A 16,698-nucleotide genomic window follows, 5' to 3' on the forward strand; every position below is an offset into this window, starting at 1 on the left:
TTACAGGCTTAATTTCGGTTTGCCGGCCCACTCGACTGCTTTGTGACTATCGAGCATGTCGGATAGGTGCATTAGCCAGCTTGGTCCTTGATAAACTACCAGTGCGCAGGTAGCAACCCAGAGAATGATGGTTGCTTGGATGGCTTTGTCTTTGAAGAGTACTTCTTCAGGTGAGCCGGTAATAGTTGAATGTACAGAGAGGAATTTGTAACGCATCACGCCGTAAAGCACAAAAGGCACTGTTAGAAGCATTGCTTCACCGTGTGATGATTGGAAACTGTAGAAAGCATAGGATGTCACGACGCTGGGGACGATAATGCTTTCTAAGCGATCTAAGAGTTCTTTGGAGTAAAGACCAAGACTTTTGCGATGCGCTAGTGATTTGTCACCGAGCACATTCAATTCTTGTCGTCTTTTTTCTAGAGCAAGGAACAATGCACCGAGCGATGTGCACAGAAGAAACCATCCGGATGTCGGTACGCTTACAGCAACTGCACCGGCTACGGCGCGCAATACGAATCCGCCGGCGATGGCAAATACATCGAGAATGACTGTGTGCTTAAGCATCAACGTATAGGACAAGCTCAAGGCGAAATAAGCAATTGTTACAACTGCAAGAGTTGGACGTACTAAAAAGCTGATGGTCACACCAGCTATGACAGCTAGCACACAAGCGACAAGTGCTACAGATGCCGGGAGTTTGCCGGAAGCAATAGGACGCTTGCACTTTGTGGGATGCAGGCGATCAGCTTCTGCATCAAGTACGTCATTTAGTAAGTAGACAGCGCCGGACACTAAACAAAATGCAGCAACGCAGGCAGTAGCTAAAGCGAATAAATGCGGCTCGTGTATGTGCATGGAAAAGAGAAGCGGAGCATATGCAACCAAATTCTTTGTCCATTGCTTCGGACGCATTGCTTTTACGATTAAGGGAAGCATTTCCATAGGTGACGCGGAACCATTGCTGTGGTTGTTTGACTCATGCTTTGGTTGCGTTGTCGGACTTGTTTCTTGTAGTGCCGGCACAGGTGATTCTCGCGCTTGAAATGATTAGACGCAGTTAGCCAATGGATGCCATTATTAACTTTTTGCCAGGAGAATCCAGGCGTTTTAACCCAACGGACTATTTTAACACCCCTTACTGGAGTGTACCCAAGGCAGCCTCTACCGTCTGTAAGAGACTTCCCGATGCAACTATCTTCTCAGCGGCATCAATGTCCAAGTGAATTTCTCGGTCTTCGCCTAAATGAGTTATTTTGCTGCGGACATGTTTGTAGGCAGCATCAATACCTGGACCTGGTGAAAGGTCTTTGATTTTGTGATTGGCGTCAGCTCCATTTTTCAATCGGAAGTCTAAACCCTGTGTTGCGCACAAGAGTTCAATTGCCAGTACTTTAGTTGTGTTGCCTAGAATGTCGCGCGCTTTTCGCGAGCCGATGGTGCCCATGGATACGTGGTCTTCTTGATTGGCCGATGTTGGAATCGAATCAACAGACGCCGGATGAGCTAGTGGTTTGTTTTCAGAGACCAGAGCCGCTGCTGTGTAGTGGGCAATCATAAAGCCGGAGTTTAAGCCGCCGAATTCTGTCAGAAATGCCGGTAGTCCATTTGATAGTGCCGAATTGACCAGGCGCTCCGTGCGTCTTTCCGAGATGTTGGCCAATTCCGCCAAAGCGATGGACATATAATCAAAGGGCAGAGCCAGTGGTTGTCCGTGGAAGTTGCCGCCGGACAATACATCGTCGCCAAACACTAGCGGATTATCTGTTGCTGAATTGATTTCAATTTCTAGAATTGAACGCACATGCGCAAACGCCTGACGCGAGGCGCCGTGCACTTGCGGCATGCAACGCAGCGAGTATGCATCTTGAACCATTGCGCAATCCGTATGACTTTCAACAATGCCACTGTCTTTTAGAAGCCTGCGCAAGTTGGCTGCGGAAGCTAATTGTCCGGGAATTGGGCGAGCCTTGTGAATTCTTTCATCGAACGCTTTTGCCGAGCCTAATTGTGCCTCAAGTGACATGGCCCCAATAATGTCGGCCATTTTGGCCAGGCGCTCTGCTTGCAATAGCGTGAGAGAGCCGATGGCGGCCATTGCTTGAGTGCCGTTGGTCAATGCGAGTCCTTCTTTTGCTTCCAGTTCAACCGGTTGGAGTCCGGCCTTGGCTAATGCCTCGCTCGCGTCCATGATTTTGCCTTGATATTCCGCTTTGCCGTAGCCAATCAGCAAAAGACTTAAATGGGCAAGTGGGGCGAGGTCGCCGGAAGCGCCCAATGATCCCTTTTCCGGAATTAGTGGATGGACGCCTTTGTTTAAGCAATCCAGTAGAAGTTGAACGACAGACGGTCGAATACCGGAGAAGCCTTTCGCTAACGCGTTGGCGCGCAGAAGCATAATGACGCGCGTTATCCTAGTATCTAGATTGGCGCCGACTCCGGCTGCGTGGGAAAGAATGAGGTTCTTTTGTAAAACTTTGGAGTCAGCCGGATCTATATAGACGTCTTTGAATTTGCCAAAGCCAGTTGTGATGCCATAAACAGGTTTTCCACCGGCTAGTATCTTTTCCACCGTCGCACGGCTATCAGTTAGCTGCTTTAACGCTGCGTCGGAGAGTTTGACAGGTCGTCTAGCGTCTGCGACCGGTTCGAGGTCCTCCAGGCTAAGGCTGAATCCGTCGATTAATAAGGGGCTTGTTTTTACTTCTATTGCTGACATGTCAATGGGTGGTGAGGGAATAACTGATAGTCTTGAATTTTAACTGATGGAACAAAGGTCTTTTTATGTCGTCTATTTTTGGCAGTCTCCAGTGCTTTTTATCGGGTCAATTTCGGGGTTTTTACTAGGATTTACCGTGGTAAGATGGCTCTAGGGAACGGCTTCTTGGGCATTTAAAGGTCCACCTGGATGAGTTTGCACCTGTTTCAATCACCACCAATGACAGCAAAAAAGACAACTAGACTTTTCGCTTTGCTAAGTTTGAGCCTGGCTTTGTCGTTTGGCTGTATCGCTTCCGCTAGCGACGATCCTAATATCGTCAAGTTGGAAAAACGCTTTTTTGAGCATGACTATCCTAAGGATACGACTGAAGCCAGAATTGAACGTCTGGAAAAAATGGTCTTCGGCGAAGCAAAGACAGGACCAATACAGGAGCGACTGAACTCATTGATGTCTGTTGTTCCTGCAGATAATAACGCCGCCGAACCGGCTAAGGCTAGCCCGACAACTGCTAAGCAGCCAAGTAATTATGATGCAACACGATCGGCCAGTGATGTGCCTACTGCAGACGTACAAGAATTTGATGACACGCCCGCACCAGCGGGCAACTATCCGGCGATTTCAGCAATTGAAACCAAATTGCTTGGGCGTGAGTACAATGATGAGCCTGCACGTAAAAGACTCGATCGTCTAGAGACGAAAGTTTTCGGCAAGCCTTCAGGTATAGATGACATGACAGAGCGCATGGATCGTCTAAAAATGAAGACAGGTGTTGATGTAGCTAAGCAAGCACCTACGGGATCCGATTGGGCTGATGATGATGATTTCTCATTCGATAATTTACACAGTGCGCCCAAACGCACATCACCGCCTCTGACTTACACGCCTCCGGCTAATGCCGATGGTACAAGTTTTAGTGGACGCAATGTGCGTCAAGATATGCAACGCGCTTTTGGTATGCCGAGTTCCGGAAATTCAATGGGCGCGATGCCGCAGTCGGCCCCGGATTACCGCAATCGTAATAATTATGGCTATCAAGCACCAAATGCGGTGCCGGCTCAAGAAGCCGCTGGTGGACTTAACCAGCAAGTCACACAGTTGGAAAATTTGATTTTTGGTAAGAGTTATCCGAAAGATTCATTGCCTGCTCGAGTAAACAGACTTGAGCTGACTTTGTATCCACAACAACCGTTAGCTGTGACGACGCCATTGCCGGATAGAGTAAGAAGAATGCTAGGCACGGTGCCGGGAGCAGTTCCCAGCGCGACTGCTAATCGCGGTTATGCACCAAGTTACTCACAGCAACAACCAAGTTATTCACAAGATCCAAATCTTGCTGATGATCTAAGCGACATGGATAATTCCATGAGCTCTGATTTCCCCAAGCCGGCTCCACAATATCAAAAGCGTTCAAGCGGATTGTCCAAAATTATCAACTCGATTGGTTCGATGATGGGCAGTGGATACGGTGGCGGCTACACGACACAGAGTGGCACGCTAGTCACAGATCCGCAAACAGGACTCTTGTATGATCAGGCATCAGGCGTACTAATCGACCCGTTAACCGGTGCTGTTGTTGGCCAACGTTATCCAGCTAATCCATCACCGAGTTATGGCGGTTTCAATAATGGGTTCAGCCCTTATGGTGGTGGCGGCATGATGGGTGGATCTGGACTTAGATTCGGTTTTGGCGGCATTGGTGGCATGTGGCCCTAATACTTGTAACTGGTGGCACAGGCTTTGTGGGTAGTCGGGTAATCCCCGCACTGCTTGAAGAAGGCTATCAAGTTCGCATGATGTCTCGCGGCAATGTCGACTGGACCGACACAACAATGGCCGAATTAAAACGCGCAGGAGTCGATGTCATCGTTGGCGATGTCAGAGACCCGCGCAAACTTTTAGAAGCCGTCGACGGCGCCAAGGTAATCATCAATCTCATTGGCATAACTCAACAAACTGCAGACACTACTTTTGAGGACATCCACGTCGAAGCTCTTAAAGGACTTATAGAAGTCGGACAAAAATATGGTGTCGAAAGATTTATTCATGTAAGTTGTCTCGGCGCATCACAGTATTCAGAAAACGCCTGCTTTAAAACGAAGGCGCAAGGTGAAGAAATCGTCAAAGCCAGCAACTTCATCTGGACAATTCTTAGACCATCTTTGACTTTCGCGGAAGACAGTATTTTCCTAAACAGATTAGTCAACATAGTGAAAGCCTCGCCGGTAATCCCTGTTGTAGATAGCGGATTAAATAGGTTGGCACCAATTTCCGTAGATGATGTCGCCGACTGCATCGTGCAAAGCATCTACAACAAACATACCGCTGAACAAACCTATGATCTCGTCGGACCTAACTCCTACAGCATCTCCGAATTCCTGCAACTCATTGCCCAAGCCAAAGGCAAGAACAAACCCGTCCTTCATGTTCCCTCATCAATGGTCAAAGCCTTAGGCAATTTAGTAACCAAAGTTAAACCCGACAACCCCCTAAACGATGATCTTGTCAACCTCCTAAAAGCCGACTCCGTGGGCGACAAAGACGCCATGCTCGCCACCTTCGCCGTAAAGTGGAAAACGTTTGAAGAATGTCTAACCAGCTTAGAAGACTAGCTGGTTGTCAACGAGTGCTAAAATTACCCTGAAGCGAAGCAAGCGCGGCGATTGAGCCGTGCGCCCGCGGAGCAAACTACGGATGCTGGCTAGCAAGCGAAAGTCGAGCTGGCAGCGAGACTGGAGCTTTACATATGATCCGACCAAACAAACCCATCCAACTACTCGAATGGGGCCAAGGCACCAACACATTGAATCAAGTGTGGACAGTATGCGGCAAAGGACGTATCGCATCGATCAAGCAAGTTGATTGCATCACCACGATGGTCATCGACATCGAGGGTGGCTTCGACAAAAAGAATTTGAACGACAACTCCATAAAGTTGACTCAACAAGGCGAAGGAATGGCAGCGCACTCTGAAGATTGGGGCGAAGTAGGCTTCGGTATTTTAAAGTCGGTTGAATCGCAATCGGGTAAGCGCCAAGTGACTGTTGAAATCAAAGTTGCTGCAAAAGTCGGCAAAGCTCATCCAGACTAAGTTGCATAAAAAGACAAAAATTACTTGGGCTCTCATCGTATTGGGACTGATAGCAGCAGTCGCAGTTCCTTTGTTGCGTAAGCCGTTTTCTCCGCCTCGTGAGAGGTCGCGTTTTTGCATTACTGAATCGACTCTATCTTGTGATAGAGAAGATTGGGTTAAAACAGAACCTGGTGTGTGGCAAGCTCTTGCGCCTAACGGCGTAAGTCGTATTTATAAATTTGTCCGACGGGAAACAGGGGTTCTATCAAACGGCACAGTTGTTAAATGCGACGATGCAACGGTTTATATCCCGGACGAGGGAGAAGAAGGAACGTTGCGTTTTATGCAAGGCAGTGACTGGTTTGATTACACTGGTACTGTCAGAGCCCCGAGTCAAATTGAAAGCATCTATGAAGATGGTGCCAGACTATTGGCGGCTAGAGACACAGAGGGAGCAATCACAAAATTTGATGATTGCATCAAGCAAGATCCAAGATTTGTTGCTGCTTATTTGCTTCGCGGCATTGCCTACAACCAGCTCGGACAAAAGGATAAAGCCAAAGTCGACTGCGCCACAGCAGACGAATTAGCAGCCGACTGCAAGTATGCTCAGGAATTGCGTCAAAAGATTGGCTCTTAGCGGAACCAAGAAGCAAACGGCGTCATGTCGTGAATAAATGCGATGTTGCCTGTAAGCACGGCGCTTTGTTCCATCGGTGTTTTCTTCTCGATTTTTCCTAGCGGATCGATAATTGCTGACGGTCCTGTATTGGCAGCCATCACAAGATAACGCTTAGTTTCAATTGCGCGTACGGTGGCAAAGGCGAGCATCTGATCGCCAATCATTGAATTGTGGAACCACGTGAGGTCGCAGAGATTAACAATGACGGTACCACCTGAGCGAACAGATTCGGCGGTAATCTCCGGCGAAATGGCTTCAAAGCAAATATTTGGTGCAATCAGTCCTGATGGCATGTAGAACATGACCGGACGTTTTCCTGGTGTGAGTCCGCGTCCTGCCGGTGTGGAGGTTAATTTGCGCAACACATCCGGCAAGTAGTTTGCAATGTCGGGCGTGTACTCACCAAATGGCACAAGGAAGCGCTTGTGGTAAATGCTGTCGAGAACAGTGCCGTCTTTGGTGATGCCGAAAGCGGAATTGTACGGATGCTTGCGTTTGTCGGAATCCAGTCCGCCGAGAATAATGTCGATGCCGCGTTCGTGAGCTAGATGAGCTAAGAATTGCTTGGTGCGCTGATCTTCTTTTAGATAGGTAGGCAATGCATTTTCGTGAAGCACGGCCAATCCTTTTGGACAGGCGGCAACCAGCTTGCCATATTTGCTCAAGAGTTGTTCAAAACTGAATCGGGGCTTTGGTCTAAGCATTTCAATGCCGATGTTTGGTTGCAGCAGTGAAACCGTCAAAGATGGAGCATCACGGTCGACTGGACCTTCTGCCAATCTTGTTTGTCCCCAGATATAAATGTTGGCCACGACAAGTGAAATCATCAGGAGGTTGATCATCGCCAGGGGAAAACTGGGCACGGCAAACGATTGCCATTTTTGTTTATTGAACAGTGTGGCGATCAAGCCGGCAATTGTTACGTTGACGGCAACGATGAGAAATCCAATACCAATGCCGCCAATAAGACTGGCGCTCTGCATAAGCGGTAGTTGGCGATATTGCGAGTATTCGAGCATCGACCAGGGTACACCCAGAAAGTCCGGATGATTGCCAATCTTGTTATGGATTAAAACCCAAAGAAGCGGCAATACCAACAATGCAGGCAGGCGCCATTTACCATCGATGGAACGCGGGATGATACCGCCAGTCAGAGGTAGCATTTTTAGAAGCAAGGCGAATAGAGCTGTGATAAGTCCCTGGTGGCATGAGACGACAGCCCAAATAACTGCCGACATTATCAGGCTCTGCCAGTCGTCAAAACCCATCCAACGCAAAGGATGCAGGTGAAGGTACCAATTCAAATAGACGAGGTTATAGGCAAGACCAAAACAAAAACCCCGAATGAATGCCTGCAGGAAATTCGGCGATTGCGCGACAAGTAAAAACAGTGGCACTAGCCCGAACCAGGCTAAGTACCACTGTTCAATACCAGGAGCTGAAAGTCCAAGTAAGGCACCGGATAGTATGGTGACTGCAGCGGTAAACCATACACGCGCACCAGTAGCAGAAACCGACTTTTCAGTCTTAGCTTTGGCTTTATCTGCCACCACGGCTCCGGATTTTTCTAGGATCCCTATTTAGTAGATATGGAATCGATGTACTAGAAAGACCTTATACCTTGCCTTGAGATTTCGCAAGCTCTGCTTTTACTTTAGTTTGTATTTCTGCCAACAACTTAGGATTTGCTTCCAAATATTGGCGAGCGGTATCACGACCCTGTCCGATGCGCTCCTCGTTGTAGCTGAACCAGGTGCCTGACTTTTTCACAATGTCAAGCTCGGCAGCCATATCGAGCACGCAACCGGCAGTGTTGATGCCTTGTCCATAGATGATGTCGAATTCTGCAATTTTGAATGGTGGTGCTACTTTGTTCTTAACGACCTTAACCTTAACGCGGTTGCCGAATTCGGAACCATCCTTCTTAAGGGTTTCAATCTTACGGATGTCCAAACGAACTGAAGCATAGAACTTCAGGGCGTTGCCACCTGTGGTTGTTTCCGGGTTTCCGTACATGACACCAATTTTTTGTCTTAATTGGTTAATGAAGATGACGATGGTTTTGGTTTTGGCAACGACACCTGTCAGCTTTCTCAAAGCTTGGCTCATTAAACGAGCTTGCAAGCCAGGCAACGAGTCACCCATGTCGCCTTCAATTTCCGCTTTTGGAACAAGAGCGGCAACGGAGTCAACGATAACCAGATCAACAGCGCCGGAGCGGACTAATTGCTCAGTAATTTCCAGAGCTTGTTCACCTGTGTCCGGCTGAGAGATCAACAGTTCTTCAACGTTGACGCCAAGCTTGCGGGCATATTCAGGATCCATTGCGTGTTCAGCATCGACGATGGCCGCGATACCACCCAATTTTTGCACTTCGGCAGCAACGTGCTGAGCCAGTGTGGTTTTACCGGATGATTCCGGACCATAAATTTCAATTACGCGACCGCGTGGCAATCCGCCAACACCGAGGGCAACATCAAGCGAGAGGGCGCCTGTTGGTACCACCTCAATTTGTCCCTGGCGGGAATCGCCCAGGCACATAATGGAGCCGTCACCAAATTGCTTCTTAATGGAATCAAGAGCCAGACCAAGCGCTTTCTTGCGGTCGGCTGAACCCTCGCCGGACTCCGATTTGGATTTTGAATTCTTATCCACTGCTGCTTCCTTGGTTGCTTTTTCTTTTGTTGCGAATGCCATTGCTCTTCTCCTAAGTTGGTGGGTAATGCCGCCGCCGGCATTAACAAGGGTTCGACAAGAACAATAGGCGCGTACGCCGACTGTCTCATCTTACTTCCAGGGTCCCCACCCTATATTCCAAAAAGAATTATAGCGGTTTGTTCAAAAGGTGGGAATTAAAAGTAGCAGCCCTGTCGTTTGTATATGCGGTACTACCTGTGGTGGGTTTCAATAGCCCGGCCAGGGGTATAAAAATGTTGCTAGGCAACAAATTCGCACTTATCAGCCGTTCTTTTATATAGACGGTCAAGAGGGTCAAAAAGTTCAAATACTGGCAACTGAATTTATCTTTCTATGAAACAGCCACCAAAACCACCAGCCATGAAACAGAGCGATCTATTTGATTCGTTCAATCCACTTGAGATGAACAAAATCGTCGGCATGGCTGGGGAGATTGAACTTCCCAAGCACCAGATCCTTTTTGCTGCTGGGGACAAAACCCAGGCTATCTACTTTATAGAGAAGGGCCGCGTGCGTCTGTCACGTGAAGTGGACAATGGCAAGGAAATTCTTTTAGCTTTATTTGGTGCTGGCGACATGATCGCTGATGCCATATGGGAATCCGGCTATCACGAGTGCACAGCCGAAACGCTTGAAGACTCAAAATTCTATGAGATTGGCGAGGAGGTCTTCCAAGAACTCTTGCGCACCAATCCTGAATTCGCTGGGCGCATTATTCAAATAGCCGGCTCAAGACTTAAGCAAGCCGAAGCTCGGATGGAAGATCTCGTCTTTCGCCAAGTGCCCGGCCGGGTTGCCCGTCTACTAATTACTTTGTCGGAGTCTTATGGCAAGGTGACAACCAACGGAATTCGGGTGGACTTTCGCCTCACCCACCAAGACATTGCCGACTTAGTGGGCTCGTCGAGAGTTACTGTCACCCAGGTACTCAATAAGTTCAAAACTAGCGGTTGGATAGATATTGAAGGCAAGCGGGTGACTATTCACAACAGTGAAGCTCTTGAAGACCTGGTAAATCACTTTCCTTAGTCAAAGTGAGCCACAATAAAGGGTCTTATGACAACCAGGCGATATAATTAAACGCTATGTGCCCGTAGCTCAGCTGGATAGAGCGTCGGTCTCCGAAGCCGAAGGTCTCGAGTTCGAATCTCGACGGGCACGATTATTTTTGCCATGGAAATTTTGCTGTGACCAATGCAAAAACTCTAGCCCAGGTCGAGCTTATTGTCGGACCATATAGATCCGGCAAGACAGAACTTGTTCTCAAAGAGTTGGTTGAGTTCAGTCGCACAAAGCCATTGATGAATTCGCTCATCATGGTGCCGTCGGCTCGTTATCGCTCATTATTGAGTCAGCGGATTAAAGAGCAGCTAGCGCAATTTGCGGCGAATTCGGAAAAAGTATCAGGAATATTCGGGCTAAATATTCTGCCGTTTTACCAAGTCTGCCAAATGGTGCTTTCGCTTTCAGGTGAGGTCACGCATCTAATTCCAGATAAGTTGCGTGCGCGAGTGATTTCGCTTGTTGTTGATGACCTCGTAGCACAAAAGAAATTGCCGATACTTGAACCTATAGCTGGATTTGTCGGTACATCGCCGGCATTGTTGGAGCTAGTCGATGCTTTTGAACGAGCGGGAATTTCATCTGCTGATGTGAAAGGACGTTTGTCGAAAGCGCCTCCGTCGCCGTACCATAATGAACTTTCGCTTGTTTATGATGGTTATTGGAAAAAGCTTGACCAGTTAGGTCTTCTGGATCAAAGACGCTTGGCGTTTCAAGCGTGTGAGGTTTTGCAATCCAAAAAGATTTCCGGATTGAATTTAGACTGGCTTATCTGTGACGGATTTGACCGGATAAGCGGATTGCAAGCAAAAGTAATTGAAGGTTTGTCAGCGCACGCTACAAAGACGTGCTTGCTTTTCGACTTCGAACCGGAGCAAGAATCGCAGTTGAAGCAGTATCAGTGGAAAGAGCGTGGATACATTGACCTCGTCAACGTGCTTAAGCCAAAGATGCGTTCGACCAGTGCAATACAAGGTGTTAAAAGAACCGAGGAAGTATTTAGCGGATTAGATCGCTTCGTCGAAATTCAAGAAATCGCTCGGCGGGCTAAACAGCTAATTGTCGATGGCAGGCGTCCAAGTGACATTCTGGTTACAGCTCGTCAAATAGGGCCGTACAAGGCGGCCGTGATTGCGGCATTTCGCAACTTCGGCATTCCGTATTTTATGGATGAAAGCATAGCGCTTGTCGAATTGCCGCTAATTCAATTCCTCATGCGTTTGATGAAGCTAGCCAGTAGCGACTTCAAGCGTTTTGATGTCGTTGCGTGCTTGCGCAGCCCGTTTTTTGCCGGTGATCGAATTGGTATAAGCAAAGAGCTTGTTTCTGAAATTGATTCGATAACACTGACAAAGCAGCTTGTTTCCGGGAAAGAGCGCTGGCTTAAAGCATTTGCTGACAAGCCGGAGTATGCGCAGAAAGTGCAAGGTCTTTTTGACGCTGTTATGCCGCCGGTAGAAAAACGCTCAATTACCGAGCACTGCATTTGGTTGGAAAATCTAATTGACCATCTCCTGGTAATAACCAAGGAAGATGATCTCGCTCAGCAGTTGTTTAAGGGCTACGACCGTCGGGCTATGCTAGAAGTGCGCAATACGATTGCATTGCTTATTCAGGAAGAAAGAATTTTCGATTTGCCGAAAGTTTCTTACGAGACTTTCATCAAGTCATTTGAAAAGCTTATTGAGGACAGTAATTTCCGCAGCCAGCCGGAACACCCTGATTGCGTGACGATTTGTTCGGCAGAACTTGCACCCAACAAGTCCTTTGAAGCGGTATTTATTGCAGGACTTGTTGAAGGACAGTTTCCGCAGCGCTCAGGAGCCAGTGGATTTGCCGGCGGCGATGAGTTAGCCGCTTGGGCCAAATTGGGAATTGAGATAGACAATCCAAGATCGCATCCGACTTATGAATGGGCACTATTTCGTGCACAAATAGATAGAGCAAAGTCCTTTGTCAGTTTGTCTTATCCTCACTATGAATTATCCGGTCAAGAGTGTGTGCCTTCTTTCTTTCTGCAGAGTGTTGAAAAGAAAGCCAAGGTATTTGTCGCCCCATATCAAAACTCCCTAACTAACCCTGCATCTGCTGTTGATGCAATCAATGGCTGGCACTGGCGTCATGAGGGACTGGAGAGCGACTTTGCAAGTGTACCTGCAATAAATAAACTAGAGACGAATTTGTCCGGGCGTATTGGCTTGTCGCAGATGCGCATATTAGGAGGTAATGAAAGTCTCTACAACGGCTGGCTGGTTGATCCGGTGAAAGCTGGTGTCTTGAAAATTGATATGCCTGAGCACTTTAGCGCCAGCAGGCTCAATGATTATGGTAGATGCCCATTTCGCTATTGGGTATCACATGTATTGAATTTAGAGCCACGTATTGAGCCGGAAGCAGGTTTGTCACCGAAGCTATTGGGTAATCTCCACCACTACATTCTAGAGACATTTTTCAAAAAGCTGGCGACTAACAAGATAGATTTCTATTTGGCGCCTAAGGAAAACATTGCTGAACTGCTGGATGAGGCAATCAAGTCTGGTTGGTCCTGGATTGAAAGACGAGAAGAATTTTTGCCAGGTAAGTTCTGGAAGTACGAACAAGAAGATATTGCGTTTCGTTTGCGTAGACTAATTGCTCGTGAGCGTGAGCGCGGCATCGCTGATAAGGACCAGTTTGCGCCGTATATGTTTGAAGCGTCTTTCGGACGAGACAATTCGCCGATGTTGGAACTTTCAGGAAAGGACAAAGTGTCCATCCGTGGTCAGGTTGATCGTATCGATGTGACAGGTGCGTCCGGAGCACAGAAAGTCAGGCTAATTGACTACAAGACTTCCAGTCAGGCTATTTCAAAGGCAGATGCAAGCCAAGGCAGAAATATGCAATTGCCGTTGTACGCACTGGCGGTTGAGCGAGCAATTATGCCCGGTAGTCATGTCTCTAAGGCAATGTACGTCAGCATCAATTCAGGAGAAGTCGTTGGTACGCTGGACTTTGATGAGCCTGGCACTGATGAAGATTCAAATCTTCTACAACTCACGGAAGAGTATGTGCAAACATATGTGAAAAACATGCGCAGTGGCGACTTTCGCGTTATGCCTAACGGCGAACATGTCTGTAAGAGTTGCATCCACAAAAAATCTTGCCGGATAAGCGAACTGATGGAAGTGGAGGCAGCCGATGAGTCTGACTAGCGAACAGCAGTTGGCTGTCGAAGCCATTGACAAAAATGTGCTTGTTTCCGCTGGTGCAGGCTCCGGTAAAACGCACGTACTTGTTGAGCGCTTTCTAGAGATACTGCGCAAAAACAGCAGGCTGTCTGTCGGAAATATTATTGCCGTAACCTACACTCATAAGGCTGCTGATGAAATGCGCAGTCGCTTGAAAGAGCGGATGGAGTCGCTGAGCAAGGGCGAAGAAGCTAGGCGCTGGCAAGAGTGTCTGGCTGAACTTGATGGAGCCAAAATAGGCACTATTCACTCCCTCTGCCAGTCTATACTGAAGTCTTTTCCGGAAGAAGCGATTGTTGATCCGGCATTTTCTGTTTTGGATGAAATGGAGGGCGCCGAGCTTCTCAATGAGTGCTTGGAGGAAGTCCTTTACGAATCGGTGAGCGCCAGTCCCGAAATACACGACTTTCTCACCGCGTATCCGGTAGATGCTGTACGCAAGTGGCTTGAATCGCTTGTCAAATCACCAATTACTTTCTTTGAAGCACGTGAAAAGCTTGGCAAATTCGAGGATCAAGACTTTGCGAAAGTATTTGCTGATGTAGCGGCACAGGTTAAAGAGCGTGTTGTAAGGGACATTTGCGCTGATAAGCGGTTCGGACATGTGCTTGCCGAACTAGCTCCGTCATTTGCAGACGATGCTAACAAATTGGAGCAACATCGCCGTAATATCGTAAATTTGGCGTCTAAAGTTTTAGCCGATGGTTCGTTTGACGAACGATTCCAATGTCTGAGAGAAATCAAGGCAATTTCGGTTCGCACATCAGGTGGTAATGGCGAAGATGCCAAAGCATTGCGTCAGGTGATTAGCCGGCTGAAAGACATCAATAAAGCGTATTTGCCTGAGTTTTCTGACAGCTTAAATGAAGCGGATGCCCAAGCTATTGCCAGCATTAAGGCATTGATCTATTTGGCTGACAAAGTACTGGATAGTTTCAATGAGAAGAAGCTGGCGCATCAAAAGTTGGATTTCAATGATCAAATCATGCTTGTTTATAAGTTGCTTTCCAACAAGGCGAGTCGCGCGCGCAAGCATTACAATCAGATAATTGCTGCAATACTCATAGATGAATTTCAAGATACTAATGCCATTCAGGCAGAGATACTGGAGTCGCTTTTGGGTCCGCAAGCACGCCTGTTTTTGATTGGCGATGATAAGCAGTCAATTTATAAATTCCAGGGCGCAGAAGTCGAGACATTCAACCGTTGGCGGAAACGTATTGTCGATAAGAATGCCGATGGACTACTTGTCGAACTAAACAAATCATTTCGCAGCCATCCGGAAATTGTTGCCTTTGTCAATTATGTATTTGCAGGACTGCTTGATGATAGCGTAATAGACTATCGAGCTAGATTCCAGTCGCTTAGTCCCAATCGTACAGACGCTGCGCAGTCACCGCGCGTGGAACTTGTCGCATTTGATGGAAGTGATGAAGAAGGTAGTCGGAAAAACCTGAGCGTGCGTCTCACGGAAGCAGATGCCGTTGCTTGCTGGATTGAAGAAAAAATCAAGAAGCAGGCTGTAGTCTTTGAAAAGGCAACCTCTACAACGCGACCAATTGCCTACGGTGATTTTGCCGTGCTTGTGCAAGCTAGAAAAGACTTTGTGTACATCGAGCAAGCTTTAGCTAGTCACAACATTCCTTACATAACGATTGCTGGAAGTGGATTGTTGTATGCGCAGGAAGTTTACGATATTGAATCCGCGCTTGCCTTTTTGTGGTGCCCGGAAGACAGCCATGCTTTGATGACCATACTGCGCTCGCCACTAGTTGGCTTAAGTGATGATGTCATTCAAAAACTGATGATGGCGGCAAAGGACAGTCAATCCCTGTGGCATTATCTGAAATCAGCGACAGTAGAAGATGTCAGACCAGCCGTAGATATGCTCAACTCGTGGTTGAAGCATGCGTCTGCGGAGTCTGTGGGCAGGCTGGTTCAGACAATTATTGCCGACAGCAATTATGAGACGATTTTGCTCGCACTGCCAAACGGTAAGCAACGCTCTCGCAATATTTGGAAATTCCAGCAGCTGTCTTTCGATCACAACCATATGCCTATCGGTGAATTCTTGCAGGCGTTACAAAGCATGCGTGAACTGGCGGTACGGCAATCTGCTGCACCGCTAGACATGGGCGATTCAGTCAAGCTTATGACTATCCACGCCTCTAAGGGATTAGAATTCCCTGCTGTAATTCTTCCGGTGTTGGATGGCAAGGCAATTAGCAATTCACCTAAGCTAATTTTCCACAGACAATTTGGCATGGCTTTCAATTGCGCGCGTTCTAAAACCGATGAAGTGCCGTCCCTGTATGCGGCAGCTAATCACATGGAACGCGACATGCAGATAGCCGAAAAGAAACGGCTATTCTATGTGGCTGCCACTAGAGCCCGCGACTATTTGTCATTGTTTATCGAATACGATGGCGGAGATAGAGCTTCCTTTGCCGACTGGATGACTTCGATTGTCGACATCGGTGCCATTGATGCTGATGTCGGTATTGAAACAAAGACGTTGGACAAAAACTGCTCAATTCAATTGCGTCGAGTGGACAGCGAAGCTTTAACCATTTGGCAGGAAAGTGTATTTGAATCAACAACTGGCGACAAGTTACAAGTTGAGTCCAGTGTATCTTTCAATGAGAACATGATTGAACCTGTTTCTGTGGTGCTAACTGAGCCGACGGTTGACTGGCAATTGCTTGGTCGAATAACGTCAGCGACAGATGCGCCCGTGATTGCGCCAACAGTTTTAGGGCAATTCTTCCATCTGATCATGCAGCGCTGGCAGCCGGGTTGGAAGAAAGTGCCGGAAAAAGTTTTGAATGAGTTGGCACATCACAAAGAAGTCCGCGCGATTCATGCTGAGCAAAGAAAAGCACTAATAGCTGAGGCTGAAAAGCTTGTTGAAACATTTGTCGCCAGCGAGCTTCACACTATTCTTAATTCGTCCGTACGGACTTTCCGTGAAATCCCGTATCTGATCTCAGCGCGGGAAGGTCGCCCTGATTTGTTGTTGGAAGACAGCAACGGACAATGGCGAATCATCGACTTTAAGGTGAATAAGGCTGAATTCTTGGAGTTGGACAAAGAGCAGTTAAGGAAATATCGCAAGCAAGTCCTAGGGTATCTGGAAGACATCGAGACACTTACCGGCATTCGCGCAAATGCATTTCTCTACTTTGCCAGAGAAGGAAGATTAGAGCCTGTAGCCTTGGAGCCAAGCATGGTCTAGCCT

General features: G+C 47.6%; 11 protein-coding genes and 1 tRNA gene. 8 read left to right on the plus strand and 4 right to left on the minus strand.

What is annotated here, in order from left to right:
• The gene (locus K2Y22_07835; protein MBX9878355.1) at positions 1–1,026 is read right to left on the minus strand and encodes a decaprenyl-phosphate phosphoribosyltransferase; all 1,026 of its coding nucleotides are present in this window, start codon (positions 1,024–1,026) and stop codon (positions 1–3) included.
• 112 nt (positions 1,027–1,138) lie between these two features.
• Positions 1,139–2,719 (minus strand): histidine ammonia-lyase, encoded by a 1,581-nt coding sequence (gene hutH, locus K2Y22_07840; GenBank protein MBX9878356.1) that lies wholly within the window; start codon positions 2,717–2,719, stop codon positions 1,139–1,141.
• 189 nt (positions 2,720–2,908) lie between these two features.
• Between hutH and K2Y22_07845 the strand changes: the two genes are divergently transcribed.
• The 4 genes from K2Y22_07845 to K2Y22_07860 all read left to right on the plus strand — a co-directional run bounded on the left by K2Y22_07845 (position 2,909) and on the right by K2Y22_07860 (position 6,432).
• Positions 2,909–4,435: a hypothetical protein gene (locus tag K2Y22_07845; GenBank protein ID MBX9878357.1), complete on the plus strand. Its 1,527-nt coding sequence runs from the start codon at positions 2,909–2,911 to the stop codon at positions 4,433–4,435.
• Positions 4,426–5,331, plus strand: coding sequence for a complex I NDUFA9 subunit family protein (locus tag K2Y22_07850; protein MBX9878358.1), 906 nt, complete (start codon positions 4,426–4,428; stop codon positions 5,329–5,331). The genes K2Y22_07845 and K2Y22_07850 overlap by 10 nt, the downstream gene beginning before the upstream one ends.
• A gap of 134 nt (positions 5,332–5,465) precedes the next feature.
• The gene (locus K2Y22_07855) at positions 5,466–5,810 is read left to right on the plus strand and encodes a hypothetical protein (protein MBX9878359.1); all 345 of its coding nucleotides are present in this window, start codon (positions 5,466–5,468) and stop codon (positions 5,808–5,810) included.
• On the plus strand, positions 5,764–6,432 hold the full coding sequence (locus K2Y22_07860) for a tetratricopeptide repeat protein (protein ID MBX9878360.1): 669 nt from the start codon (positions 5,764–5,766) through the stop codon (positions 6,430–6,432). Before K2Y22_07855 ends, K2Y22_07860 begins: the two co-directional genes overlap by 47 nt.
• Here the strand turns inward: K2Y22_07860 and lnt are convergent.
• On the minus strand, positions 6,429–8,024 hold the full coding sequence (gene lnt, locus K2Y22_07865) for an apolipoprotein N-acyltransferase (protein ID MBX9878361.1): 1,596 nt from the start codon (positions 8,022–8,024) through the stop codon (positions 6,429–6,431). The genes K2Y22_07860 and lnt overlap by 4 nt on opposite strands.
• 64 nt (positions 8,025–8,088) lie before the next feature.
• On the minus strand, positions 8,089–9,171 hold the full coding sequence (recA, locus tag K2Y22_07870) for a recombinase RecA (protein MBX9878362.1): 1,083 nt from the start codon (positions 9,169–9,171) through the stop codon (positions 8,089–8,091).
• A gap of 333 nt (positions 9,172–9,504) precedes the next feature.
• Here recA and K2Y22_07875 point away from each other — a divergent pair, with 333 nt between their 5' ends.
• From K2Y22_07875 to K2Y22_07890, 4 genes are all read left to right on the plus strand, one after another.
• Positions 9,505–10,200 (plus strand): Crp/Fnr family transcriptional regulator, encoded by a 696-nt coding sequence (locus K2Y22_07875; protein ID MBX9878363.1) that lies wholly within the window; start codon positions 9,505–9,507, stop codon positions 10,198–10,200.
• A 58-nt stretch (positions 10,201–10,258) separates the two neighbouring features.
• Positions 10,259–10,332 (plus strand) — tRNA-Arg (locus tag K2Y22_07880).
• Positions 10,333–10,358: 26 nt separating this feature from the next.
• A complete protein-coding gene (locus K2Y22_07885; protein ID MBX9878364.1) occupies positions 10,359–13,424 on the plus strand; it encodes an exodeoxyribonuclease V subunit gamma in 3,066 nt (1,021 codons plus the stop codon).
• The gene (locus K2Y22_07890; GenBank protein ID MBX9878365.1) at positions 13,411–16,695 is read left to right on the plus strand and encodes a UvrD-helicase domain-containing protein; all 3,285 of its coding nucleotides are present in this window, start codon (positions 13,411–13,413) and stop codon (positions 16,693–16,695) included. Before K2Y22_07885 ends, K2Y22_07890 begins: the two co-directional genes overlap by 14 nt.
• Positions 16,696–16,698: the final 3 nt, after the last annotated feature.

The organism is Candidatus Obscuribacterales bacterium (assembly GCA_019744775.1).
Taxonomy (GTDB): domain Bacteria; phylum Cyanobacteriota; class Vampirovibrionia; order Obscuribacterales; family Obscuribacteraceae; genus SBAT01.

Bases quoted from the DNA above. Each gene is read 5' to 3' on its own strand.
- K2Y22_07875 (MBX9878363.1), top strand. From the start codon at position 9,505: ATGAAACAGCCACCAAAACCACCAGCCATGAAACAGAGCGATCTATTT.
- K2Y22_07890 (MBX9878365.1), top strand. From the start codon at position 13,411: ATGAGTCTGACTAGCGAACAGCAGTTGGCTGTCGAAGCCATTGACAAA.
- K2Y22_07845 (MBX9878357.1), top strand. From the start codon at position 2,909: ATGAGTTTGCACCTGTTTCAATCACCACCAATGACAGCAAAAAAGACA.
- hutH (MBX9878356.1), bottom strand. From the start codon at position 2,719: ATGTCAGCAATAGAAGTAAAAACAAGCCCCTTATTAATCGACGGATTC.
- recA (MBX9878362.1), bottom strand. From the start codon at position 9,171: ATGGCATTCGCAACAAAAGAAAAAGCAACCAAGGAAGCAGCAGTGGAT.
- K2Y22_07855 (MBX9878359.1), top strand. From the start codon at position 5,466: ATGATCCGACCAAACAAACCCATCCAACTACTCGAATGGGGCCAAGGC.